General features: G+C 64.5%; 23 protein-coding genes. 7 read left to right on the top strand and 16 right to left on the bottom strand.

Annotated features, from left to right (window positions below; all coding sequences use genetic code 11):
- Positions 1-8 precede the first annotated feature (8 nt).
- The 4 genes from urtD (EYR15_RS00965) to EYR15_RS00950 all read left to right on the top strand — a co-directional run bounded on the left by urtD (EYR15_RS00965) (position 9) and on the right by EYR15_RS00950 (position 3,143).
- The gene (gene urtD, locus EYR15_RS00965; RefSeq protein ID WP_131001024.1) at positions 9-767 is read left to right on the top strand and encodes an urea ABC transporter ATP-binding protein UrtD; all 759 of its coding nucleotides are present in this window, start codon (positions 9-11) and stop codon (positions 765-767) included.
- Between the two features lie 14 nt (positions 768-781).
- Positions 782-1,471 carry an urea ABC transporter ATP-binding subunit UrtE gene (urtE, locus tag EYR15_RS00960; protein WP_131001023.1) on the top strand — a complete coding sequence of 230 codons (690 nt, stop codon included), beginning with the start codon at positions 782-784 and terminating at the stop codon, positions 1,469-1,471.
- Positions 1,472-1,525: 54 nt separating this feature from the next.
- Positions 1,526-2,755 carry a formamidase gene (gene fmdA / locus EYR15_RS00955; RefSeq protein WP_131001022.1) on the top strand — a complete coding sequence of 410 codons (1,230 nt, stop codon included), beginning with the start codon at positions 1,526-1,528 and terminating at the stop codon, positions 2,753-2,755.
- Positions 2,756-2,816: 61 nt separating this feature from the next.
- On the top strand, positions 2,817-3,143 hold the full coding sequence (locus EYR15_RS00950) for an FmdB family zinc ribbon protein (protein ID WP_131001021.1): 327 nt from the start codon (positions 2,817-2,819) through the stop codon (positions 3,141-3,143).
- Between the two features lie 42 nt (positions 3,144-3,185).
- On the opposite strand, the gene EYR15_RS00945 is transcribed toward EYR15_RS00950, so the two are convergent.
- The 13 genes from EYR15_RS00945 to EYR15_RS00885 all read right to left on the bottom strand — a co-directional run bounded on the left by EYR15_RS00945 (position 3,186) and on the right by EYR15_RS00885 (position 16,298).
- Positions 3,186-4,028, bottom strand: coding sequence for an MOSC domain-containing protein (locus tag EYR15_RS00945; RefSeq protein WP_131001020.1), 843 nt, complete (start codon positions 4,026-4,028; stop codon positions 3,186-3,188).
- Positions 4,029-4,230: 202 nt separating this feature from the next.
- Positions 4,231-4,875 carry a helix-turn-helix domain-containing protein gene (locus EYR15_RS00940; protein ID WP_131001019.1) on the bottom strand — a complete coding sequence of 215 codons (645 nt, stop codon included), beginning with the start codon at positions 4,873-4,875 and terminating at the stop codon, positions 4,231-4,233.
- Positions 4,876-4,968: 93 nt separating this feature from the next.
- A complete protein-coding gene (locus tag EYR15_RS00935) occupies positions 4,969-5,790 on the bottom strand; it encodes a TorF family putative porin (RefSeq protein ID WP_131001018.1) in 822 nt (273 codons plus the stop codon).
- A 257-nt stretch (positions 5,791-6,047) separates the two neighbouring features.
- Complete coding sequence (locus EYR15_RS00930; RefSeq protein WP_131001017.1) at positions 6,048-6,344, bottom strand: hypothetical protein; 297 nt, start codon at positions 6,342-6,344, stop codon at positions 6,048-6,050.
- Positions 6,345-6,350: 6 nt separating this feature from the next.
- A complete protein-coding gene (locus tag EYR15_RS00925; protein ID WP_131001016.1) occupies positions 6,351-7,049 on the bottom strand; it encodes a tetratricopeptide repeat protein in 699 nt (232 codons plus the stop codon).
- Positions 7,050-7,053: 4 nt separating this feature from the next.
- Positions 7,054-8,154, bottom strand: a complete 1,101-nt coding sequence (locus EYR15_RS00920) for a Rieske (2Fe-2S) protein (protein WP_131001015.1) — start codon at positions 8,152-8,154, stop codon at positions 7,054-7,056.
- A 70-nt stretch (positions 8,155-8,224) separates the two neighbouring features.
- Complete coding sequence (locus EYR15_RS00915; protein ID WP_131001014.1) at positions 8,225-10,624, bottom strand: N,N-dimethylformamidase beta subunit family domain-containing protein; 2,400 nt, start codon at positions 10,622-10,624, stop codon at positions 8,225-8,227.
- 134 nt (positions 10,625-10,758) lie between these two features.
- Positions 10,759-11,199 (bottom strand): N,N-dimethylformamidase alpha subunit family protein, encoded by a 441-nt coding sequence (locus EYR15_RS00910; RefSeq protein WP_131001013.1) that lies wholly within the window; start codon positions 11,197-11,199, stop codon positions 10,759-10,761.
- A gap of 185 nt (positions 11,200-11,384) precedes the next feature.
- The gene (gene urtE, locus EYR15_RS00905; RefSeq protein ID WP_131001012.1) at positions 11,385-12,089 is read right to left on the bottom strand and encodes an urea ABC transporter ATP-binding subunit UrtE; all 705 of its coding nucleotides are present in this window, start codon (positions 12,087-12,089) and stop codon (positions 11,385-11,387) included.
- Positions 12,086-12,832 carry an urea ABC transporter ATP-binding protein UrtD gene (urtD, locus tag EYR15_RS00900; protein WP_131001011.1) on the bottom strand — a complete coding sequence of 249 codons (747 nt, stop codon included), beginning with the start codon at positions 12,830-12,832 and terminating at the stop codon, positions 12,086-12,088. Before urtD (EYR15_RS00900) ends, urtE (EYR15_RS00905) begins: the two co-directional genes overlap by 4 nt.
- A gap of 7 nt (positions 12,833-12,839) precedes the next feature.
- Positions 12,840-13,943, bottom strand: coding sequence for an urea ABC transporter permease subunit UrtC (urtC, locus tag EYR15_RS00895; protein ID WP_131001010.1), 1,104 nt, complete (start codon positions 13,941-13,943; stop codon positions 12,840-12,842).
- Positions 13,944-13,988: 45 nt separating this feature from the next.
- Positions 13,989-14,864, bottom strand: coding sequence for an urea ABC transporter permease subunit UrtB (gene urtB / locus EYR15_RS00890; protein WP_131001009.1), 876 nt, complete (start codon positions 14,862-14,864; stop codon positions 13,989-13,991).
- 126 nt (positions 14,865-14,990) lie between these two features.
- Entirely contained in the window at positions 14,991-16,298 is a 1,308-nt protein-coding gene (locus tag EYR15_RS00885) for a transporter substrate-binding domain-containing protein (RefSeq protein ID WP_131001008.1), read from the bottom strand.
- 771 nt (positions 16,299-17,069) lie between these two features.
- Between EYR15_RS00885 and EYR15_RS00880 the strand changes: the two genes are divergently transcribed.
- The 3 genes from EYR15_RS00880 to EYR15_RS00870 are packed head-to-tail and all read left to right on the top strand — an operon-like array spanning position 17,070 to position 20,582.
- Positions 17,070-17,747: a response regulator transcription factor gene (locus EYR15_RS00880; protein ID WP_131001007.1), complete on the top strand. Its 678-nt coding sequence runs from the start codon at positions 17,070-17,072 to the stop codon at positions 17,745-17,747.
- 16 nt (positions 17,748-17,763) lie between these two features.
- Positions 17,764-19,284, top strand: coding sequence for a hybrid sensor histidine kinase/response regulator (locus EYR15_RS00875; RefSeq protein WP_131001006.1), 1,521 nt, complete (start codon positions 17,764-17,766; stop codon positions 19,282-19,284).
- Between the two features lie 26 nt (positions 19,285-19,310).
- Positions 19,311-20,582: an ABC transporter substrate-binding protein gene (locus EYR15_RS00870; protein WP_245498080.1), complete on the top strand. Its 1,272-nt coding sequence runs from the start codon at positions 19,311-19,313 to the stop codon at positions 20,580-20,582.
- A 29-nt stretch (positions 20,583-20,611) separates the two neighbouring features.
- Here EYR15_RS00870 and EYR15_RS00865 read toward each other — a convergent pair whose 3' ends face one another.
- The 3 genes from EYR15_RS00865 to ureG form a co-directional block, all read right to left on the bottom strand.
- Positions 20,612-21,199 carry a HupE/UreJ family protein gene (locus tag EYR15_RS00865; RefSeq protein WP_131001005.1) on the bottom strand — a complete coding sequence of 196 codons (588 nt, stop codon included), beginning with the start codon at positions 21,197-21,199 and terminating at the stop codon, positions 20,612-20,614.
- Between the two features lie 114 nt (positions 21,200-21,313).
- On the bottom strand, positions 21,314-22,171 hold the full coding sequence (locus EYR15_RS00860; RefSeq protein ID WP_131001004.1) for an urease accessory protein UreD: 858 nt from the start codon (positions 22,169-22,171) through the stop codon (positions 21,314-21,316).
- Positions 22,168-22,818, bottom strand: coding sequence for an urease accessory protein UreG (ureG, locus tag EYR15_RS00855; protein WP_131001003.1), 651 nt, complete (start codon positions 22,816-22,818; stop codon positions 22,168-22,170). Before ureG ends, EYR15_RS00860 begins: the two co-directional genes overlap by 4 nt.
- Between the last annotated feature and the right edge of the window lie 2 nt (positions 22,819-22,820).

Here is a 22,820-nt window from a genome sequence, read left to right as displayed (position 1 = left end):
AGGGCAAGATGACGACGATTGGTACGCCGCCAAAAGAGTATCTGCTCGCGGTCGAGGGCCTCACCGTCTCCTTCGACGGCTTTAAGGCCGTGAATGACCTGTCATTCTACGTCGATGAGAACGAGATCCGGGTGATCATCGGTCCCAACGGCGCCGGCAAGACGACCGTGCTCGACCTCATCTGCGGCAAGACGAAATCCAGCGCCGGCTCCATCCGCTTTCGCGAGAAGGAGCTGACGAAGATGAGCGAGAGCCAGATCGTGCTCGCCGGCGTTGGGCGGAAGTTCCAGACGCCTTCGATCTACGACGACCTTACCGTCTTCGAGAATCTCGAGATTTCCTACCCGAGAGGCCGCTCGGTCCTCGGCGCGCTGACGTTCAAGCGCGACGCGGCGGTGCGCGAGCGGGTTGCCGAGGTCGCCGAGGCCATCTTCCTCAAGGACCGCCTGCACGACAACGCCGCCTTCCTCAGCCACGGCCAAAAGCAGTGGCTCGAGATCGGCATGCTGCTGATCCAGGACCCCGAACTGCTGATGCTCGACGAGCCGGTCGCCGGCATGAGCGTGAGCGAGCGGATCAAGACCGCGGAGCTCCTCAACACGATCATCAAGAACCGCTCGGTGCTGGTGATCGAGCACGACATGAAATTCGTCGAGGACATCGCCCACAAGGTCACCGTGCTCCACCAGGGCAAAATCTTGTCGGAGGGCTCGATGGAGAAGGTCAAAAACGACCCCAAGGTCGTCGAAGTCTATCTCGGTCACTGAGGGAGCGCGCGGCAATGCTCGACGTCGAGAACCTGCACGTCTCCTACGGCCAGAGCGAAGTCCTTCACGGGATGAACTTCAAGGTCGCGCCCAACGAGATCGTCGCGATCATGGGTCGCAACGGCATGGGCAAGACCACGCTGATGAAGACCATGATGGGCGTCCTGCCCACGACCGCCGGCGCCATCCGTCTCGGCGGGGAGGACATCGGCGCGCTGAAGAGCCACCAGCGCGTCAGGAAGGGGGTCGCCTACGTGCCGCAGGGGCGGATGGTGTTCTCCACGATGACGGTGAAGGAGAACATCGAGACCGGACTGGTCGCCACCGGCGAGCGCAACGTCCCGTCCGACATCTACGAACTCTTTCCCGTGCTGCTGGAGATGAAGAGCCGTCGCGCCGGCAACCTGTCCGGCGGCCAGCAGCAGCAGCTCGCGATCGCCCGCGCGCTCGCGACCAAGCCCAAGGTGCTGCTTCTCGACGAGCCGACCGAGGGCATCCAGCCTTCGATCATCCGCGAGATGGCCCGAACGCTGCGCCGCATCCGCGACGAGCGGGGCCTCTCGATCGTGGTCTCCGAGCAGGTGCTCAGCTTCGCGCTCGACGTCGCGGACCGCGTGCTGGTCGTCGAGAACGGCGAGATCGTCCAGGACGAGCCGCGCTCGGCCGTCGATGAGGCCAAGGTCTCGCGATACCTGTCCGTCTGAAGATTTCCGTCCCTAAGCGAACGTCCAAGAAATTCCGAGAAACGGGGAGCTGAGATGACTGAAACGCTGATCAAGGTCGACCTGTCGCAGTCCGCATACGACAACGACATGGTGCACAATCGTTGGCACCCGGACATTCCGATGGTGGCCTGGACCAAGCCAGGCGACGACTTCATCATCGAGACCTATGACTGGACCGGCGGGTTCATCAAGAACAACGACGACGCGTCCGACGTCCGCGACATCGACCTCACCATCGTCCACTTCCTGTCGGGCCCGATCGGCGTCGAGGGCGCGGAGCCCGGCGATCTCTTGGTCGTCGACATTCTCGACATCGGCGCAAAGCCCGACAGCCAGTGGGGCTTCAACGGCTTCTTCTCCAAGCAGAATGGGGGCGGCTTCCTCACCGAACACTTCCCGTCGGCCCAGAAGTCGATCTGGGACTTCGAGGGCATGTTCACGAAGTCGCGCCATATCCCTGGCGTCCGGTTCCCCGGTTTGATCCATCCCGGCCTGATCGGCTGCCTTCCCGATCCGAACCTGCTCAAGACCTGGAACGACCGAGAGATCCCGTTCGTCGAGGCGCACAAGGACCGCGTGCCGCCTGTCGGCACCGTGCCGTTCGCGCCGACGGCGCATATGGGCCGGCTCAAGGGCGAGGCGAAGGACAAGGCGGCTGCGGAAGCCGTACGCACCGTGCCGCCGCGCGAGCATGGCGGCAATTGCGACATCAAGGATCTGTCGCGCGGCGCCAAGGTCTACTTCCCGGTCTACGTGCCGGGCGGCGGGCTCTCGATGGGCGACCTGCATTTCAGCCAGGGCGACGGCGAGATCACCTTCTGCGGCGCGATCGAGATGGCCGGCTGGCTGCATCTCAAGGTCGACGTCATCAAAGACGGCATCGCGAAATACGGGATCAAGAACCCGATCTTCAAGCCGTCCGTCATCACGCCAAAATATGACGACTACCTCATCTTCGAGGGCATCTCGGTCGACGAGGCCGGCAAGCAGCATTACCTCGACGTCCACGTCGCCTACCGCCAGGCCTGCCTGAACGCGATCGAGTATCTCAAGAAGTTCGGTTATTCCGGCGCGCAGGCCTACTCGATCCTCGGCACCGCGCCCGTTCAGGGGCACATCTCGGGCGTCGTCGATATCCCCAACGCTTGCGCGACCTTGTGGCTGCCGACCAAGATCTTCGAGTTCGACATCAACCCAAGCGCCGCGGGTCCGACGAAGTTCCTGGACGGCTCGATCGATATGCCGCTCGCGGCCGATCTCTGATCCATCGACGCAATCTGCCGCGGCTAAGCAGCCGCGGCGGACGCGAATTGGGAAACGCTTCATGCCCGTCTACGACTATTCCTGCGCCGATTGCGGCCCGTTCACCGCGCTGATGCCGATGTCCGCCTACGACGCGCCGCTCGGCTGCCCGGATTGCGGGACACCGGCTCCCCGCGTGCTGCTGACAGCGCCCGCGCTTGCCGGCATGGACCCAGCGCGCCGCAGAGCCGCCGCCACGAACGAGCGCTCCTCGAACGAACCGAGGAGCTCGAAGAGCCACGCGCCGGGATGCGGCTGCTGTTCGGGCCGCAGCCTCAAGACCCCCGCGACGGCCGCCGGAGCAGCCAAGAGTTTCCCGAAAGCGCGGCCCTGGATGATCAGCCACTGAAAAGCGGCCGATCCCTGGGCGCGCGCGGCGCCGGCATGGGCCTCAGGAGACGAGTTCGACCGTCTCGTCGATCGAAACCACGCCCGGGCGTTTCAGCGTCGCGAACGCCCCGAGGCACGGATAGACTCCGGGGCCGAACTCCGGGAGCTCGATCCGGTTTAGTTCGACCAGCTTGGTGAGTGCGCCCGGCGCCTTCGGAAGATGTCCGTGCGAAAGCATCGGCACCGCGCAGCGCGGCGTCGCGCCGGTGATGGTCAGGACGGCGTCGGGCCCGATCCTGAGCTCCGATCCGGTCCAGCTGTTTTCCGCAAAGGGCGCGATCCCGGGGCAGTCGATCACGATGTTGGCGCGGTAGCGCTCGACCAGGATGCTGTCGTCTCCAAGCGCGTCGCGGACGGAGTCGAGACTCGCGCGCGTCATGACGTGATACGGCGCGTAGTCGAAGAAGCCGCCTTCGGGCGAGCCCTGGGCGAGGACCAGATGGGTCGAGTCCACCTGGGCGCCCTCTCCGAGCGCCAGCACTTCTTCGGGCACGGCTCGGTCGAGGGAGTCCGTGTCGGCGGCTTGCGCCGACATTCTGACGGCTCGGCCGAGGAACGCGCTGAGCTTGTCGTCGATCGCCGCGTCGGCGACGCCGACGACGTCGCCGTCCGGAAAACGGATCGCGAAACTGTCGCCCGCCTCGCTGACCGTCGACAGCTCGAGCATCTTGCGCCAGAGCTGCGGGCGTTTGGCGCTCGCAACCTTCCCGCTTTCGATGTCGATGATGGCGTAAGCGCGGTCTTTGTGCAGCCCCGCTGCTGTGAGCGACGCCGATCGGATGGCCTCGCCGAGCACCGATTTCACCGGGTAGCGCCAGAGCGCGGAGACGACGCCAGCAGCCATGCTCAACTCCTTCGAAGCACGAGAATTGCCGGGAAAAAGGGCGTGTTGCACGCTCGCCGGCGTGGAGGCGCGGCGCCATGTGCGCCCACGTTGAGCGCCACCCGCGTCAGCGACCTGACCACGTGTGAAGCGATCGATCGTATAAGTCGATTGACGTAGAGAGCCCGCGGCTCGCCGGCTTCACCTGATCGTGCAGGGACGATCATTCGACGAGCGCGAAGCTGAGCAGCGTCGCGTCGCCGGAGATGGCGCGCACCGGCAGGATGGCGGGAACTGAGATGTCGAGCGCGTCGCCCGCGCCCATCACGACCGCGACGCCGTCGACTGTGAGTTCGGCCTGACCGCTGAGCAGATAGATCAGGCCTCGGCCGGCGCAGTCGAGTTTTGCGGGCGCGCGCGCATCGGCTGCGACCGTGACGCGTAGCGCTTCCATCGAGACGGCGCCGAGGGTGGTCTGTGCGATCCGTCGTATTTCGGCGGCGCGCAGCGAGCGCCTCGACTTAACGAGAGGCATGTCGCTCAGGCGGATGACCCTTATGCCGCGCCGCGCAACCTCGACCTCGCGGAACATGCCGGCTAGGTCCGCGCCCAGGGAGACGCAGATGCGATCGAGGAGGCTGAGGCTGGCCGCGGTGCGACCGTTCTCCACACGGCTCAACATGCCGGGAGAGATGTCGCTCGCCCGGGCGAGGTCCGTGAGCGTCAATCCCCGGCGGATGCGGATTTGTTTAATGGTCTCGCCGACGCTGCGGCCGAGCGAAGCTTGGTCGGCGGCGTGCTGCTCCTGATCGGCAGGAGCCTCATCTTTAGCGCGGCTATTTCCGGACGGTGACAGCGGTTGCTGCACGGATCTCTTCGCCTTGGCGTTGCGCCCAGCCGAAGGATGAGCCGCGCCGCGCTCTCCGAAGAAAAGCGCGGCGCGGCCTGGCTAGGACGATGGTTACTTCAGCTTGTTGATCGAGGTGTCGAACGCGAGGGTCACGAGGTAGCGATCGCCGCAGGCGTTGCGGTGACCGATCTCAAGCCCGCATTCCCTCTTCGACAGGTTGCTGTCGTTGTACCGGACGTCGAGCGTAAGTCCCTTGTAAGTAAGGGCGGCGCCCGCGTCCCAGTAGCTGTAGTCCGGCACGAAGTTCTTGCTGGTCCACATGTGGGAGAACGAACCGGAGATATAAGCGCCGATATCTGGATTTGCGGCGAACGGCGTGAACTTGTACTTCGCGAAGGCGGTCGCGTGCGTGATCTCGGCGCCGAGATTGATGTAGTCGCTACCGTAGTAGACGTTGCCGCCGATATCGAAGCTCTCGGTCACGGCGTATTTCACGACGCCGTACACCTTGCCGTAGGCGAGGGTGCGGGAGCCCTTGTCCTCACCGGTAAAGTCGACCCAGACATAGCCCGCGTCGAGCGTGACCGGCCCGAAGCTGTGACGGACGCCGCCGTAGTAGTCGACCTCGGCCGACGGGTCCTGAGCGCCGCCGAAGCTGACGTTCGACGCCCAGACGCCGGCGTAGACCCAGTCGAAAGCCTGCAGCTCGGCATAACCCTGAAGCGCGGGATCGCCGTTCGTCTGCGAAATGCCACGCACGAGGTAATCGCTCGTAGCCTTGAAGCCGAAAGCGATGTCGAATGACGAGATGGCTTCCGCGACCATCGGCTCGGGAGCCGCGAGGTCGGCCGCCGAAGCGACGGTGGCCGCCGGGAGACTTGCGGCGGCAGCAAGCACCGCTCCATACGCGATTTTCTTAAGCGACAACGACATTCTGGAAGTCCCCCTACTAATCCAAAAGATGCATGATCTAAATGTCATCTAGACGTTTTTACTAGGGCTATCTCGCAGATGCGAAAAAGTTTCGAGAAAGTGTTGTGAATTTACGTCACAGCCTAAGGCAAGAACGACTCGTCGTGGCGCTGTCGTAAATGAGGCATCAACACCAAGTCTGTGGCGGCGATCGTCCAATACGCTTGTCGCAAGAGCCGCTCTCGCGTTTCATCAGCTGCAAGAACGTTGACGATGCGTCAATCCGCTGCGGATTCGGATCTTTTGAAGAGAAAGATGCTGGATCCGGGTACCGAAATACTTGCCGGCGTAACGTGAAGCTGATCTGTCATGTAGCGGAAGACAATCCCGGCGGCGGCCGGTGAAAGCGCAGGTTTCCAGAGCCAAACGTCTAGCTCCGAGTCCACCTTGTTCTCTTCAAACATCGCTTTCGGCGCATCTACCGCGCAACCTACGCGCCAGTCCTCGGTTTTGCCGCCGAACTCCTTGATGTAACTGAGAAACTCGAATTTTATCTGCTGCGGGCTGAACACCATCTCGGCTTAACCCGGAACCGGGTTTAGCCGGGCATGGCGAGACGTCTCCGCCGTTCGCGAGCGCCAGCGATCGACGCCGGCCGCGCCTGCGCGCTTCTCGTCCGCCGACATCTGCGACGCGACCGCCTCGAGCGCGTTCAACGCGTTGCCGATGCCGTGCTGCGCCGCGAGCGAGAGCCAGACAAAGGCCTCGACCCGGTCCTTCTCGACGCCGATGCCGTTTGCGTAGAGAAAACCCAAACGCGCCTGGGACGGATAGTGCCCGGCCTCAGCGGCCGTACGATACCAGTGAGCCGCGGCCGCCAAATCCACCTCGACTCCTTGTCCTTTGGAGTAGAGGGTCGCCAGGTTGTACTGGGCGAACAGGTCGCCTTGGGTGGCGGCCTTGGTCAGCCACTTCACGCCCTCGGCGTCGTTCTGTTCGACGCCCTGGCCCATCGCAAGCATCGCCCCGACATTCGTTTGGGCGAGCGGGTTTCCCGCCTCCGCGCCCTCGAGATAGAGGTCGAAGGCCTTGCTGAGCGAGGCGACGACGCCTTCGCCATGCGCGTACATCGAACCGAGCCAGGTCTTGGCCTCCGCGTCGCCCGCTGCGGCGAGCTCGGAGAAGCACAGGAAGGCCAGCCCGAACTCGCCGCGCTTGTAGGCCGCGACGCCGCTCGCCAGGAGGGAGCCGTCGCCGGTCGGGATCTCAAGAGCGAGCATGAGGTCAGCCTCTCGGGTTCTGGAACAGCGGTTGCGGGATGTCGTTACGGGGGCTTCGCGCAACCCGCGCCGCCAGCACGCGTTGCATCCACAGACCGTGCGAATCGCGCTGGACGGGAAGCGGGGCGCTGAGCGTTTCGGGCCGGAACTGGGTGCCCCACCGGGAAAGAGCGAGATGCTCCTGGGCGGCGGCCGATGCGCGCCCGTTGATCTCGGCGATCCAGAAATCGGCGCGCTCGGCCGCGGCGGCGCCATAGATCCTGACGCGGCAGAGCGTCTGCCCGATCGCGGTCTGCTGAAGGATAGCCACGCAGGTCTCGCTGTCGGTCGCGATCAGAACGAGGTTCGGGAACAGCCAGGCGAACCGCGCCGGCTCGCCGTTCGAGAGCGCGCCCGTCGCGAGGATCCACCCGCCGTCCATGTCCTCGAGCGCCGGCTCGCCGGAGGCGAGATGCTGCCCAACGAGTTTCCAGTTGGCAGGGAATTCGAGCCAGGTCTCGGCCGAACATCCCCGCTTGTCATTGCCGAAGAAGCCTCCGAGCCTGTTCAGCTCCGAAAGGCTCGCTTCCGGCGCTTCCGGGCGGACGTCGAGATTGACGAAGATCAAAGGTCCCCAGCTGCGGACATCGGCCGTCAGCAGTCGTTCCGGGCGCAGGCCGAGATATTGATGCATCTCGGGAGTGCCGTCGCCGAGCTCGCCCGCCGGGATCGCCATGCGATCGCGGCTGTAGCCGCAGGACGTGAACGAGCACTTGGTCTTCGCGCCGGTCTGGCACTGCAGCGGCACCACTCGGCAGCCGCCATGCTGCGCCTTGTTGAAGCGCGCCTTTAGCCCTTCTTCCGCACGCTGCACGTGAAGGCCATGCGTCCCGATCGTGAAGGGCAGCAGGTCGCCGACGTCGGGGATCGCCTCGTGGGAGCCGACGCAGATCCAGTCGCGCGTCCAGACCGCCTCGTCCTCGAGCAGCGTGTAGCTCAGCGAGCGGAACGCCGCCGGCGGCAGGACGCGCGCGCCGCCTGCCGGCCCAATGGCGTCGGCGTAGAAGGCCGCGTCCGCAAGATCCTGGCCTTCGTCGTAATAGCCGAGGTCGGGTCGGTGCGACATGGAACCGCCTTACGAAAATGAAGAATGCCGGCGCCCGCAATCGGGTCTGCGGACGCCGGCGATTGGCGCCTCAGGAGGGTTTCGACGCCAAAGCGGGGGACTCATAGTCCGCTCGGCCGCGATGCTTGATCGCGTCGGCCGGCGGCGGCGGCAGGGGGCCGTCCGCCATGAAGCGGTTCAGCACGTTGCCGACCAGCGTTGATATGTTGTTCTTGCCCTCGTTCCACGGCAGCGAGCCGCAGAAGGCGATCGAGGAGAACGAGAAGGCGCCGCCGCCGTTCGGAGTCTCGTGGAAGGCGATGTCGCCGCGAACTCGGGGATGCGTCGTGCCGTCGAGGCCCTGCTGGTTGAAGCCGAAATCCTCCATGACGAGGAGATAGGCCTCGGTGTGCCGGCCGGCGGACGTCGCGACCGCCAGAGTGTGAGGGGGCGAGCCCAGCATCGTGTCGACGATGTCGAGCTCGAGACCCGCGGCGCCGCCGCCGACGAGACCGAAATTGCCGAGCTTCTCGTCGTACTCGATGCCTTCGAAGGCCCACGCGACACGCGGATCAAGGCTGTCCGGCGTGCGGCTGAAGTAGGTCGAGATGTCGAACCCTTCGTTCGTCATGCCGACGCCGGCGACCGAATAGAGCTGGCGGCCGCGGAAGCGCCACATGCCGCCGAGTTCGCCGGTGCCCTGGTGATAGTATTCGCCGGGATCGGCGCGCCAGGTGCGGATGCCGGACTCACAGCGCCGCATCTCCGTGATGACGCCGCGGCCCTTGTCGTCATAGGCCGGGTGGTAGGAGTGCACCCAGTACCAACCGTCGGCGCCCATATACATCAGGCGACCGCCGCGCTGGGTGTAGTTGTGCAGCGCGTCGAGCTGGGTTCCGGAATTGTGCTCGGGATGCGAGCCGGTGATGACGACGTTGTAGCCTTCGAGCCGGGCCACGCCGTCATACGTCACGTCTTCGTCCGTGATGATGTCGTACTGGTAGCCCATCGTCTCCAACCAGTAGATCAGGTGGAGATCGGCCGGGTACTGCCACGGCGCCTGTGCGAGGAAGTGGTCGTATTTCGGCCGGATCGACAGGATCGGGCGCAGCCGCGACGACATGCAGATGCCCGAGCCGTCGGTGTGCGTGTCGTAGATCGAGCCGCCGTATTCGCGATGCTCCGCCAGGAACATGTTCTGGTGCTGCATGATCGGCACGCGGTAGACGAACAGCTCCGCGCCGCCGGCGTTACAGGCCACGTGTTCGTTGGCGTAGGCCATGTAGCTGATCGTCGGGATCATGACGGCGATCTTCGACTGCTCCTGGCCGATCTTCGGGACGACCCAGAACGGGATGTAGTCCTCGTCGCCTTCGCTCGTGGTCAGCTTGATCGCGTAGGACGTGCTCCTGAAGCCCTCCGGCACGGTCCATTCCATGTCGAACTCCCAGCGGGCGTCGTCGACATCGTCGTCGTGGAAGTGGATCGCGCCGTATTCCTTCTTCGCGTACTTCCAGTCGAAGTTCTGGCCGGCCCAGTTGTAGCCGGTGAGCGCGCGGGTCGGGCAGTTCACCAGGGTGGCGTCGAAGCGGTAAGGACCGTTGTCCTTGGCGACGATGGTGTCGATGCCGTCCCAGAAGTCCCAGGCCGCAACGATGACCTCCGAGAGTGCGCCGGTCGGACCTGAGTTGCGCCGCTCGGTGAGGCCGGGCTGTGCGCCGCCCTTCATCTGCTCGATCTCCAGGCGGCTCAACGCCTTTTTGCAGAGGCGCGGGCTGTCGATCTTGCCGTTGTACTTGCCGGTGAACCAGACCCCCGCGGGCAGCGAAGACTTCGCCAGCGCGCTGTCGTCGACCTTGTCGACATAGGCGGCGATCGCGAGCGGGGCGGGGATGGCGATCGGTTTCGCCGCGATGGCGGCCGTGACCGGCTCGATCACCGGGTCGAGCGCGTAGACGATCTGCGGCTCGTGGTAGAGCGTGGCCTCGCCGGTTTCGGCGTCGTAGCTCGCGGCGACGAAGTGCCAGGCGTGGTCGCGGATAGGCGCGCCGGTGGTGACTTTCTGGTCGTTGATGCGCAGCTCGACCTGGCCCTCTTCGTTGATGAAGAGGCCGTAGCCCTTGCCGTCGGACCACTTGGTCACGAGGCCTTGCGCGCCATGCTTCCAGTAACGCGGGTGGGTCTTCGGCGTCGTCGGCCAGATCCAGCACTGCAGCGTGAAGCTTTCGACGTTGAGCTGCGGCTTGTCTTCGACGAAACCGTACGATCCGCCGTGTATGATCTGCTTGCGGCCCTGGTACGACCCGTTGACGTCGGCCGAAAGCGGCTTCTCGATGAAGCCCGGGCCACGGGGATTGGTGTCGCCATGGATCATATGGACGAGTTCGGCCTTATACTCGGCCGGACCGTCGCAATTGACGTAGAACTTGATCTTGTCGCCGGGGTGGACGCCGAACTTGTCGGCGTATCCAGTCAACCGCATGGCGCACATGGTCGTCTCCAGAATGAAAGTCGCGCGTCTGGCAAGCCGCTCTCGTTCGCGGAAGCCGAGGCGTCAGCGGAGATGGCGTTTGGGGATGGAAGATCCTGACGGGGCTTGAGGTCAGGAGGCCGGCGTCGGGCCGGTCAGGTGACCGGCCAGTTGTCGTCCTTGCGCTTCCAGCCTTCGTCGAAATGTTCCGGCATGCCGGCGGTCTCCGGCAGCTCGTCCAGCCGCATCAGAAAGATGTCGTGCTGGATTTCCTGCTCGTCCGTGTAGATCTTGTCGCCGACGAACTCCGGCGGCACGCCACGAATGCCTGACAGCCGGCCGATGCGCCACTCGGCGTCGACCTTTGTGCAGATCACGATCAGCTTGCCCTTCGGCGATTCTCCGCGCATGCGCAGCAGGACGCGCTTGAGGTCCGGGTGCTCGTGCACGCCGCCGGTGACGACCGTCGTGTCGCCAGGCGTCTCGCACTTCAGCACGGAGAAGCCCGCCACTCCCTTCATGGAGTCGACGCACTCCCGATGCTCCTTGATCATGGCCTCGCGCTCCGGCGTGCCCTTCTTCGGAATTGGGATCATCTCAGGCCTCTCTGAAGCAACGCCGCCTATCGGGAGGCGTAAGTGTCCATAGACCGCAAGCATGCGGACGTCATGAGACAGAAAAGGCAGGGCCTTTTCTTTATTTTTGCAAGTTCAAATCTAGCTCAGACTTGATCGAAACGTCAATGGCGCGAAACATTTTTTCTAGACGAGAACTCTAGACGCTAGATCGTCATATGTTTCTCGACCAGGGCGTCGGTCATGTCGGCGATCGGACCGCGGGCGACCACGCGCCCGTTGTCGACCATGATGAAGGCGTCGCCCAGCTTGCGCGCGACTTTGATGTGCTGCTCGGTCAGGATCAGGCTGATGCCAAGCTCCTTGTTGAGCATCTTCAGGATCTCGCCGATCTCGTTGACGATGTTGGGCTGAATGCCCTCCGTCGGCTCGTCGAGCAGCAGGATCTCCGGTCCGACCGCGAGCGCCCTGGCGATCGCGAGCTGCTGCTTCTGACCGCCGGAGAGCAGGCCGGCGCGGCGGTCCAGGTTCTCCTTGAGGTAGGGGAAGATCCTCAGGCAGATCTCCGGAATCTCCTGCGCGTTGTCGGAACGCGCGAAGGTGCCGAGCAGGATGTTCTCGCGGACCGTGAAATCCGAGAGAATGCCGCGGCCCTGCGGCACATAGCCGAGCCCATATTTGGCGCGGACATGCGGCGCCTTGCCGGTCAGGTCGGTCCCGTTGATGCGGATCGTCCCGGTCGACCTGTCGGTCAGGCCCATGATGGTACGCATCAGCGTGGTCTTGCCGACGCCGTTGCGCCCGAGCACGCACAGGCACTGGCCCTTCTGCATGTCGAAGGAGAAGTCCTTCAGGATGCGGGTCGCACCGTAGAAGGACGTGACGTTTTCGAAGTCGAGCAGCGTGGTCATGCCGCCTCCTGCTCGCCGAGATAGACGTCGCGGACGCGCGGGTCGGCCTCGACCTGCCGGATCGTGCCCTGCGCCAGCAGCGAGCCCATGTGCATGACGGTGACGACGTCGGCGATCTCGCGCACGAAGCCCATGTCGTGCTCGACCACGATCAGCGTCGCGGTCTTGCGCAGATCCTTGAAGATCCGGGCGGTCTTCTCGATCTCGACCTCTGTCATCCCCGCGATCGGCTCGTCCATCAGCAGAAGCCGCGGCTCCTGCATCAGCACCATGCCGATCTCGAGCCACTGAGTCTCGCCGTGGCTGAGGATGCCGGCGCGCTCGTTCAGGCGCCCGGTCAGGCCGGCGAGCGTCGCGATCTCGTCCAGTTTGGTCTTGAGGCCGGCCGGGCGGAACTTGAACAGGTTCCAGAACGGGTTGGTCTGCCGGCTATAGGAGACCTCGAGGTTCTGCCGCACCGTCAGGTCGCGCAGCACGGCGGGCACCTGGAACTTCCGCCCGATGCCGGCGCGCGCGATGACGTGTTCGTGCTTGGCCGTGATGTCTTCGTTGGCGAACAGGATCTTCCCGCCGGTCGGCTTGATGCGGCCGGTGATGAGATCGAGCGTCGTGGTCTTGCCGGCGCCGTTGGGGCCGACGAGGCAGCAAAGCGTCCCTTCGACGACTTCGAGGCTGAAGTTGTCGATGACCTTGGTGGCGTCGAAGCTCTTCGACAGATTGTGGATCTCGAGAAGGCCAGGCATCGCCGTCCTACTCCGCTGGCATGGGTTTGGCGTCGCCGTTCGATTGGGCGGCCGGGGAGGGGCGTTTCGTCGCCAGCAGCCCGAGCCCGGATTCGAGCAGGCTCGCGAGGCCGTTCGGCAGGAAGCGCACCACCAGGATAAAGAAGCCGCCGAGGATCAGCAGCCATGTCGCGAGGAAGGTGTCGCCGAGATAGCTCTGGGCGCCCTGGATGAGGAACGCGCCGAAGATCGAGCCCAGCAGCGACAGCCTTCCGCCGATCGCCGCCCAGATCACCATCGAGAGGCTGAAGCTGACGTCGAGCTGCGCGGGCGAGACATACTGGACCAGCATGACCCAGCAGCAGCCCGCGATCGCCGCGATCAGGCCCGAGATCGTGTAGATCACCGTCTCATAGCCCGCGACGCTGTAGCCGAGGAAGCGCACGCGCTCGGCGTCGTTGCGGATCGCCTGGGTGACGAGGCCGAAGGAGCTCTGGGTGATGAGCTTCGCCACGACGGTCGCGCCCATGAGGAAGCAGAACACCACCCAATAAGCGGTCGGGCTGTAAGGATCGATCTCGACTCCCGCGAACTGGAAGGCGGAGGGCGGCGTCAGGCCGTTCACGCCGCCCGTATAGGCCTGGCGGTCGAGGATGATGGTGTAGAACGCCGACAGCATCGCGAGCGTCATGATCGCGAAGAACGGCCCCGACACGCGCGCGCGGAACATGATGCCGCCGAACACCGCGCAGAATAGCGTCGGCGCCGCGATCGCGAGGACCATGCCCGTGCCCGTGCTCTGGAACGGCTGCCAAAGCATCGGCAGGTGATCGAGGCTGTTGTTCAGCATGAAAGGCGGGATCGGGTTCGATTCCGTCTGGCTCTGCATCTGCATGGTCATGGCCATGCCGTAAGCGCCGAGACCGAACGCGATGCCCTGGCCGAGGTTCAGGATGCCGCCGAAGCCCCAGCAGAGGCTGATCGACAACGCCAGCATGCCGTAGACGCCATAGGTGGCGAACTGGTTCAGCAGGAAGCTGTCGTCGACGGTGAGCGGGATGATCGCAAGGACGGCGAAGAACACACCGTAGGCGATCCATTGCGCGGTCTTGTTGTGGTAGAGGTTTCCCATCGTCTCAACGCGCTCTGTACATGTCGATCCTGGCGAAGCGGGCGTTCATCGCCGCGCGCCCGCCTGGGCGAACAGGCCCTGCGGCCGGAACCTCAGGAACACCACGATCAGGACGAAGATGATGAAGCGGGCGAAGGTGTCGTTGGTGAAGGAGGCGAAGACTGACTGAAGCTCGCCGGTCACGCCGCTCGCGGCCACGCTGCCGGCGAGCGAGCCGCCGCCCACCACAACCATGAGGAAGGCCTGCACGACATAGCTCGCGCCCATCGTCGGCAGCACGATGGCGAGAACCCCGAACAACGAGCCGGCGACGCCAGCGAGACCGGCCCCGAGCGCGAAGGTCAGCATGTAGACGCGGCCGGCGTTGATGCCGAAGGACGCGGCCATCTCCTTGTTCTGCATCACCGCGCGAACCTGGACGCCGAACCTGGTTTTGTAGAACAGCAGCCAGAGCGCGAACACGAGCAGCGCCGTCACGGCCAGGATGACGAGCCGGAACGTCGAGATGGACGCGAAACCGAGCGAGACGTTGCTGGAGAAGATCTCCGGAACGGCGAGATATTTCGGGTCGCTGCCGAAGATCAGGCGGACGCCTTGCATCAGCACCAGCGAGACGCCGTAGGTCGCGAGCAGCGTATCGAGTGGTCGATGGTAGAGGTAGCGGATGAGCCCGCGCTCAAGCGCCAGCCCGACCAGCGCCACGATGACGAAGGACGCCGGGATGCAGAGCAGATACGGCACGCCGAGATAGAACTGCAGCATGTAGGAGCTGTAGGCGCCGAGCATGATCAGCTCGCCATGCGCCATGTTGATCACGCCGGCGGCGCCGTAGATGATCGTCAATCCAAGCGCCGCGATCAGCCAGATGCTGGCGATGCTGACGCCTAAAATGAGCGCGTTCAGGAACGAGCTGACATCCATTTCGAGTCTTCCCTCGCGCTGCGCCGGGCGCGGACAAGCGCCTCCCAGCGGTGGCGCTTGTTTCGCAGTGCAATAAAGGCGCCTCGCGACGCATGAGCGCCGCGAGGCCGACCATGTGGCGTAGCGTCAGATGACGCTCTTGCGCAGCTTGCCGTCGGCGGCCTTCAGGCCGTCCTTCGTGCAGACGCCGGCGTCCGGGTAGATCGAGTAGGGGTCCGGAGCGACGTGCTTCTCGGCGGCCTTCACGATCTTGAACGTGCCGTCGCCCTGGCACTGGCCGATCTTCGGCTTCAGCCAGGTGTTGAAGTTGTTTTCGTCGATCCAGATCAGGCCTTCCGGCGAGACGGCGTCCTCGATGCGAATGCCGCCGGAATGGTCGCGGATCGCCCGCGGCGTGACGTTCTCGATGCCCATCGCGGCCGCGGCCTTCTCCAGGCCCGCCTTGAACACGTAGGCGGAGAGGTAGGTCTCCTCCATGTTGTAATGGGTCGTGCCGTTCTTGCCGTACTTGCTTTTCAGGAAGCCCTCGACGAACTTCTGGTTCGTCGGATTGTCGAGCGACTGGAAGTACGGCGCCGAAAGGAAGTGGCCGGCGCCGAAATCGGCGCCCATAGCGCGGGTCTCGATCTCGCCCGTGGTGAGCGAGGCGATCGGCATCGAGTCGACCTTGAAGCCCTCCTGCTTGAACTGCTTGTGGAAGGCGATGTCGGAAGCGCCGACCACGGTTGAGAAGATGAAGGACGGCTTGGCGTCGCGAATCTTGCCGAGCACAGGCCCGAACTCGGAGCTGCCGAGCGGGATGTACTCCTCGCCGACCAGCTCGCCGCCGGCCTTCTCGAGCCAGACCTTGGCGTTCTTGTTCGACTCTTTCGGCCAGACGTAGTTCGAGCCGACGAAGAAAACCTTCTTGCCGAACTTCTCGACCATGAAGGGGATCAGGTCCTGCGAGTGCTGGTTGGCGAGCGGGCCGGTGCAGATCGTGTTCTGCGTGCACTCCGCGCCTTCGTAGCAGGTCGGGTAGTAAAGCAGATGGTCGCGCTGCATCACGGTCGGCAGGATCGCCTTGCGGCTCGCGGAGGTGTAGCAGCCGAACAGCGCGGTGACCTTCTCGCGCAGGATGAGCTCCTTGGTCTTTTCGGAATAGACCGCGAAGTCGGATTTCGCGTCGACGATCACCGGCTGCACCGGCACGCCGTTGATGCCGCCCGCCTTGTTGATCTCGTCGAAAGCGTATTGCAGGACGAGGGTCGAATCCTCCTCGGGCACTGCGAGGGCGCCGGTGAGGGAGAATAGCAGGCCGACCTTGATCGGCTCACCCTTCTTCATCGTCGCGCCCCAGGCTTCGCTGGAGCCCGGAAGCCAAAGGTGAGGGGTGGCGAGCGCGGCAGTGGCCGCGGCGGTCGTCCTGAGCAGGTTGCGGCGGGTGAACTGCATGGTTCGGCCTCTCGTTGGTGGGGCGCAGCGAAGCGAAGGCCATCCGGTCCGGACAGCGGCGTCTTGTGCTAGATTGAACATCTAGATGTTAGGTTGCGGTGCAAAACGCCGTCAAGACGTTTCTCCTCAGGCATCGTAATTTCTTGCGAAGGCCGTTCTTGGCGCCGTCGCGGTGTGCGGAAGCCGTTCGCAATTTATGCAATTGGCCCACAAAACGGGCGATTGCGCTTCAATTGGAGCGCCGTCTTTGGCTTGGTGCTCTTGGGAATTGATAGTGCCCGCGGCAGGCCGACGCCGGATCGCTGTAAGGTGCCGTCCGCAAACGATCGCGAAACATGCCCTCGCCGGGTGCGAGCTATTTTCGCTTTCGTGGCATCGAAAAAGCGCCCAGCCGGCAGCGCCATTCTCTAGTGGGGCGGCACGCCTAGCAGAATAGACGTTTCATCTAACTAAGCTGGGGATTGCCTCCGGGATAGATCGTCAGCCGCCGCCCGGAGGAACGCGGCCGGGCTGCATCACCGTGAGATCACTCTGGAGCGATGCGCATCCAGGACGGTTGTCTTGGACCTGCCGCTGGCATGGTTGCCGATCGCCTTCGGCGTCTAGACGATCGTTCATGAGTGGTGAATATGGCTGCGCGGATGGCGCGGCGCTCTTTCAAACCCTTAATGGGCATGACACAAATAGACCATGAACATGGGCGCCAGCCGCAGCGCGCCCTGTCGGGACTAGACGAAAGCGGCGCTTGGGAAGAAACGGTCGCGTGATCCGATGAAGGTGCTGATCGCAGACGATCACTGGGTGGTCCGCCAATCCCTGAAGCAGGTCATGCGTCGCCTGCACCAGTCGCTCGAAACCTTCGAAGCGGAAACGTTCGACGAGGCCGAAGCGCTGCTGCGTGAGCATTCCGACATCGATTTGATGCTCGTCGATCTCGTGATGCCGGGGTTCGACGAGTTCAGTGGCCTGCGCCGCCTGCGGTCGACATTTCCCGATGTGCCGGTGGTCGTCGTGTCGGTGCACGAGGATGTCGACCACGTTCTGAAGTCGCTCGAACAAGGCGTCATCGGCTACATTCCAAAGTCATCGGGAGGACTCGAGATCGAACGCGCGCTCGAGCGGGTTCTTGCGGGCGAGGTGTCGTTCCCGCGCAAGATCATCGAGCGCTCGAACGCTCAACCGTCCGCGAAGCCCGCTCCGGCGGAACCTACGCTGCAAGAGCCCGAGCGCGATCTCGACGTCCTTACGGCGCGGGAGCGCGACGTCTTCGGCTTGCTCGGACGGGGCTATTCCGTGAAGCGCATCGCCGAGGAATTCGACCTCAGCAGTCAGACGGTCCGCGTCCATCTCGGCAACGCCATGCGCAAGCTGAACATCCGTGACCGCTCGACCGCCGTGCACTACGCGATCAGCCGGTTCGGCGAGGCCGCGACCTCCGAGCGTGGCTGACGGCGCGCCGCCGCCTATGGCGGACCCGCTCTTGCCGATCTGGGCGGGGCTCGACGTCGTTCCGAGCGGTCTTCTGGTGTGGGCGGCGGACCGCAAGCTCGCTTACGTCAATGATACGTTTCGGCGCATTTGCGACCTGCCGGTCTCGGTCGGCTTGTCGTTCGATGAGTTCACCTTCGCGCTCGCCCGCTCCCACGAAGTCATCTTCGCCGACGAGGCGGACGAGTGGGCGATGGGAGAGATCGCCAATTTCGGGGTCGAGAAGCAGAGCGATTATCTGTTTGCGGCCGGAGCCGTTGTGCAGGTCACCCAAGCTCCGACGCGCGAGGGCGGCATGGCGGTGACGTTCACGGACGTTACCGCGGTCAAGCGAAACGAGCTGGCGTTGCGGGAGGCGAAAGAGGCGGCGGAGGCGACCGACGAGGCCAAGTCACGCTTCCTGCGCGCGGCGAACCACGACCTCCGGCAGCCGCTCGCCTCGCTCAAGATCCTGATCTACAACTGCATTCGCGAAGAGGATGCGCACCATCGCGCGGACATGCTTCACGCCATGGGCGTCGCCGCGTCGATCATGGAGGATCTGCTCGGCGCCCTTCTTCAGATCGGTCAGCTCGACGCCGGACGCATTCAGCCGCGCATCACGTCGTTCCAGATATCGCAGTTGTTCGAGCGCCTCGACATCCAGTTCCGCCATCAGGCGGAGGAGAAGGGGCTGAAGCTGCGCTTCGTCACGCCGCGCGGGACCGTCGCGACCGATCGCGCGTTACTCGAACGGATCCTGAGCAATTTCGTTGCGAATGCGATCCGCTTCACCGAGGTGGGTGGGGTGCTGGTCGGCTGCCGCAGGGAGGGCAAGGGGCTTCGTATCGAGGTCGTCGATACCGGCCGGGGGATCAGAGAGAACGAGCGCGAACGGGTATTTGAGGAATTCTACCGCGTCGCCGAGGAGCGACGCGGCCAAAAGAGCGGGCTCGGCCTCGGCCTCAATATCGTCAAACGCCTCGCGGATCTTCTCGAGCATCCCGTCGGCCTGAAGTCGAGCTTCGGACGCGGCTCGACGTTCTCCATATCGGTTCCGTTCGGCAACATCTGGCATAGCGACGTCGGCGAAACGGACATCAGCGAAGCGATCGCCGGCGAATTCGCAAACACGCCGGTACTGCTCGTCGAGGACGACGACATCTTGCGCGGAACCATGACCCAACTGCTGCGACGCTGGGGCATCGAAGTGCACGCGGCGGCGGATGAGGCGGAGGCGATCCGCCTTGCCGAAACCGGCGTTTCGCCGCAGCTCATCGTCGCCGATTACAATCTGAAGACGCGAACCGGAGTGGACGTGATCAGGGCTTTGCGTGCTGTGTTCGGCGTCGACACGCCGGCTATGATCGTTACCGCCGACGCCGAGCCCAGAGTGCTGGAGAGCATCCGCGAGGCGGGCCTGCCCGTGCTAATCAAGCCTGTTAGCCCGCCCCGGCTGCGCGTGTTGATGCACAATCTGCTGTTCGAACCCAGTCTCGTGAAAGCGCCAGGGCGCTGATCTCCGCATCGAGAGAAGGTTCAAAGGTGTCCACCAGCTCCAAGCCCGTCCCGATCGGCAGCATGATCCCGCTGACCGGGCCTTCCGCCGCCGACGGCGCGGAGTTCCGCAAAGGCATGATCCTCGCCGTTGAGGAGCTGAACGCGCGCGGAGGCCTGCTGGGGCGTCCGATCGAGCCGATTTTCGCCGACACCTGCCGGCAGACGGCTGAGGAGGTCGTCGGCGCCGCGCGATGGCTGATCGAAAAGCATCAGGTCCACGCGATCGTCAACGGCTACAACATCGGCCCGCAAAACTCGGAATACGAGCCGATCGCTGACGCCGGCATCATCTACGTCCACGCCAACACGCTGCTGCAGCACCACGATACGGTGATGAGCGACCCGGAGCGCTACTTCGGATGCTTCATGGCCGACCCGGCGGACTATTGGTACGGGCCCGGCTTCATCAAGTTCATCTCCTGGCTCCGGGATTCCGGGCAGTGGAGACCGAATTCTGATCGACTTGCGATCATTTCGGGTTCGAAGCCGTACAGCATCGTCATCGCCAACGCGATGGCGGCGACTGCGGCGGATTTCGGATGGCGGGTCTGCTTCGGGCCGAAGATCGTGCAAACCCCGACCAACCAGTGGCGCGACATCCTCGAAGAGGTCAGAGAGACGAATCCGGCGGTCGTCGCCAACACGCATTTCTATGCCGCCGATCTCGCGCATTTCCAGCGGCAGTTCATGGAGAAGCCCATGGATTGCATCGTCTATCTGCAATACGGCGCGATGCATCGCTCATTCACGGACATCGCTCAGGAAGCGAGCGTCGGCGTCATCGTGTCGTCGGTCATCGGCCTGCTGCGCGATGAAATGGGGAAGCGCTTCGAGGCGCGCTACAATGCCCGCTTCGGTGAGGGCTCGACCGCGACGATCGGCTGCCAGTCCTACAGCAACATGCACCATTACGCAGTCGCCGCAGCCATGGCCGGCGGCTCGGGCGCTCCGGGCGATTTCGAGCAGAACCGCAAGGTGGCGTTCGCGCTGAAGGGCATGATCTACCGCAGCGTTCACGGCACGATCCGGTATCATCCCGACTGGCAGGCCGTGGTTCCTTATCCCGTCGTCACGCACGACCCGTCGCTCGGGATGCCGCACATCTTCTACCAGATCCAGGATCACAAGAAGCCGCTGTCGATGATCGCGCCCGAGCCCTACAACACCGAGCGCTTCATCTATCCGCCCTGGATGAGCGGCCGGACGGCTTCGCCGAAGGCGACTTCCATGAATCCCCGCGGACTGACCGGCCTCTGACGTCGAGCCGGTAGAACAACCAACGAAGGCTAAAGAACGCCGCCGAGGATGGCGACGCCCGCGACCGTCATGGCGCCTCCCGCGACTTGCGTGATCCGGGGACCGTAGGTCGTTCCGCCTTTGCCGACAGCCAGCCCTAAGCCGATGCCGCCCATGTGCAGCATGGCCGTCGCGACCACGAATCCTGCGCCGTAACCCAGTCCGGAGGCCGTGTCGGGCATCTCGACGCCGTGGGCATGGCCGTGGAAGATCGCGAAGAAGCCGACGAGCGCTGTCGCCGCAGTCACTGGGACGCTGAGGCCGAAAGCTACGGCAAGACCCAAGGCGACGACCGAGAGGCCGATGCCGCTCTCGACGAACGGGATCTCCACCCCGGACATCCCGAGAGCGCCACCAGCGATCATCATTCCGACGAAAGCGCTGGGGACCGCCCAGATTGCGCGGCCTCCAAGCTGGGCTGCGAATACGCCGACTGCGACCATGGTCAGGATGTGGTCGATGCCGCTCACAGGATGAAGGACGCCGTGAGCGAAGCCGTTCGTAGCGCCGACCCCAACGTGCGCGTAGGCGGCGGTGGGGACCAGCAGGACGCTGAGTGCAAGCAAGGCGCGACGCATCTTAAAACCTTTCCGTGTTGGAGACTTCACTCGTTTGCCCGGCTGCGAGCGAAACGACTCGAACGCCGATCCCGTCGCGAGCCGGAGAGTAGCTGGTGTGGCTCTGGATCGCGCTCATTTCGGCCGCCGCGCCGGCGCAAAACCCAGCATCGCTTCGACACCGAGCGCAAACAGCGCCTCGACGGCGCGCGTGACCGCGCCGCCATTTGCAGCGATCATCCGCACTCCGAGGCCTGCCCCATGCGGCAGGGCGCTCGCGCCGGCCCAACAGGCAAGACCGTCCAGAGTCGTCTCGATCGCGCTGGCTGATGGCAGGCGATCGGCGGGGCCGAGCAGCATCGCCGAGCCATAGGCCGCGGCGACCGGCCCGAGCAGCGAGCGCGGGCCGAGCAGCTCTTCGCCCGCCACCGTCGAACGGTCGCAGACCAGCAGGCCGCCGTCCGGGCCATGCACCAGCGTCTCGGCCTTGAGCGACGCGAACGGCCGACCAAGCGCCTTGAAGTCATGCCAGGCGACGCCGTCCGCCACGATCGCGAGCGCGCCGCGAGCGAGCCTGACGACGGTCGGAACCTCGAGGGCTGAGCCCGGGAACATCACCAGCGGATCGAGCGTCAGCGCCGCGAATGCGTTCTCGCCGACGTCGAGCGCGGTCGTCTGGCGGGCGGGATAAGCGCCGGTGTCGTGCACCACAGTGGCGGCCTGGCTGGTGACGTGAACCGCCGCGCCGGCCTTTACGGCAAGCGACAGATCCAGCTTGTCGCCGCGATAGATCCCGCCGGACGCCGACTGCAGATAGAGCGTCGCCAGGTCCGGCCGGTCACGGTCCAGCGCGAAGGGCTTCGTGACGTGGAAAGGGTAGGGAACGGTCTGGCGGATCAGCGCCGAGCGCCCGCCGCCACGTGCGAACACCAGATCGGCCCGACGGGAACGACCGATCGCGGCTTCGCCGGAAGCGTAGTCGCCGGGCTTCATGCGTGGAACAGCACCGCGCGGCAGATCATGTCGGCAACCGCCTCCACGCCCTCGCCGCGACGGGCGTTGGTGGCGAGCACGGGCTTGCCCGCGCGAACGGCGTTCGCCTCGGTCAGCATGCCTTCGAGATCGACCCCGACATACGGCGCGAGGTCGGTCTTGTTTACGACCAGCAGGTCGCTCTTGAGCACGCCCGGCCCCTTCTTGCGCGGGATGTCGTCGCCGCCGGCGACGTCGATCACGAACATCCACCAGTCCACGAGGTCGAGCGAGAAGGTCGAAGCGAGATTGTCGCCGCCGGACTCGAAGATGATCAACTCCAGCCCCGGAAACGACGCTTCAAGATCGTCGCCGGCCGCCATGTTCAGCGTCGGGTCCTCGCGGATCACGGTGTGGGGGCAGGCGCCCGCCTCGACGGCGAGGACGCGCGCCGGATCAATCAAACCGGAGCGGCGCAGGCGCTCGGCGTCCTCCTTGGTGACGAGGTCGTTGGTGACGACCGCAAGGTCGACGCCGCGGCCGCGCAGCACGGGGATCAGCCGCTCAATCAGGGCGGTCTTGCCGGATCCGACCGGCCCGCCGACGCCGATTCGCGCGGCGGAAGCCTGCGAGGCGCCGGAGACCTTGCGAGACGAGAGTTCGAGCACCG

Source organism: Hansschlegelia quercus (assembly GCF_004310425.1).
Classification (GTDB): Bacteria; Pseudomonadota; Alphaproteobacteria; order Rhizobiales; family Methylopilaceae; genus Methylopila; species Methylopila quercus.
Note: the sequence above shows the minus strand (reverse complement) of the source record. Positions and strands in the feature narration are given on the sequence as shown.

What these genes read in the sequence shown, in the direction of transcription:
- EYR15_RS00875 (WP_131001006.1), top strand. Translation starts at nt 17,764, where the DNA reads ATGGCGGACCCGCTCTTGCCGATCTGGGCGGGGCTCGACGTCGTTCCG.
- EYR15_RS00915 (WP_131001014.1), bottom strand. Translation starts at nt 10,624, where the DNA reads ATGTGCGCCATGCGGTTGACTGGATACGCCGACAAGTTCGGCGTCCAC.
- EYR15_RS00885 (WP_131001008.1), bottom strand. Translation starts at nt 16,298, where the DNA reads ATGCAGTTCACCCGCCGCAACCTGCTCAGGACGACCGCCGCGGCCACT.
- urtE (WP_131001023.1), top strand. Translation starts at nt 782, where the DNA reads ATGCTCGACGTCGAGAACCTGCACGTCTCCTACGGCCAGAGCGAAGTC.
- urtB (WP_131001009.1), bottom strand. Translation starts at nt 14,864, where the DNA reads ATGGATGTCAGCTCGTTCCTGAACGCGCTCATTTTAGGCGTCAGCATC.
- EYR15_RS00920 (WP_131001015.1), bottom strand. Translation starts at nt 8,154, where the DNA reads ATGTCGCACCGACCCGACCTCGGCTATTACGACGAAGGCCAGGATCTT.
- EYR15_RS00945 (WP_131001020.1), bottom strand. Translation starts at nt 4,028, where the DNA reads ATGGCTGCTGGCGTCGTCTCCGCGCTCTGGCGCTACCCGGTGAAATCG.
- urtD (WP_131001024.1), top strand. Translation starts at nt 9, where the DNA reads ATGACGACGATTGGTACGCCGCCAAAAGAGTATCTGCTCGCGGTCGAG.
- fmdA (WP_131001022.1), top strand. Translation starts at nt 1,526, where the DNA reads ATGACTGAAACGCTGATCAAGGTCGACCTGTCGCAGTCCGCATACGAC.
- EYR15_RS00935 (WP_131001018.1), bottom strand. Translation starts at nt 5,790, where the DNA reads ATGTCGTTGTCGCTTAAGAAAATCGCGTATGGAGCGGTGCTTGCTGCC.
- EYR15_RS00925 (WP_131001016.1), bottom strand. Translation starts at nt 7,049, where the DNA reads ATGCTCGCTCTTGAGATCCCGACCGGCGACGGCTCCCTCCTGGCGAGC.
- EYR15_RS00880 (WP_131001007.1), top strand. Translation starts at nt 17,070, where the DNA reads ATGAAGGTGCTGATCGCAGACGATCACTGGGTGGTCCGCCAATCCCTG.
- urtC (WP_131001010.1), bottom strand. Translation starts at nt 13,943, where the DNA reads ATGGGAAACCTCTACCACAACAAGACCGCGCAATGGATCGCCTACGGT.
- EYR15_RS00950 (WP_131001021.1), top strand. Translation starts at nt 2,817, where the DNA reads ATGCCCGTCTACGACTATTCCTGCGCCGATTGCGGCCCGTTCACCGCG.
- EYR15_RS00860 (WP_131001004.1), bottom strand. Translation starts at nt 22,171, where the DNA reads ATGAAGCCCGGCGACTACGCTTCCGGCGAAGCCGCGATCGGTCGTTCC.
- EYR15_RS00910 (WP_131001013.1), bottom strand. Translation starts at nt 11,199, where the DNA reads ATGATCCCAATTCCGAAGAAGGGCACGCCGGAGCGCGAGGCCATGATC.
- urtE (WP_131001012.1), bottom strand. Translation starts at nt 12,089, where the DNA reads ATGACCACGCTGCTCGACTTCGAAAACGTCACGTCCTTCTACGGTGCG.
- EYR15_RS00930 (WP_131001017.1), bottom strand. Translation starts at nt 6,344, where the DNA reads ATGGTGTTCAGCCCGCAGCAGATAAAATTCGAGTTTCTCAGTTACATC.
- EYR15_RS00865 (WP_131001005.1), bottom strand. Translation starts at nt 21,199, where the DNA reads ATGCGTCGCGCCTTGCTTGCACTCAGCGTCCTGCTGGTCCCCACCGCC.
- urtD (WP_131001011.1), bottom strand. Translation starts at nt 12,832, where the DNA reads ATGCCTGGCCTTCTCGAGATCCACAATCTGTCGAAGAGCTTCGACGCC.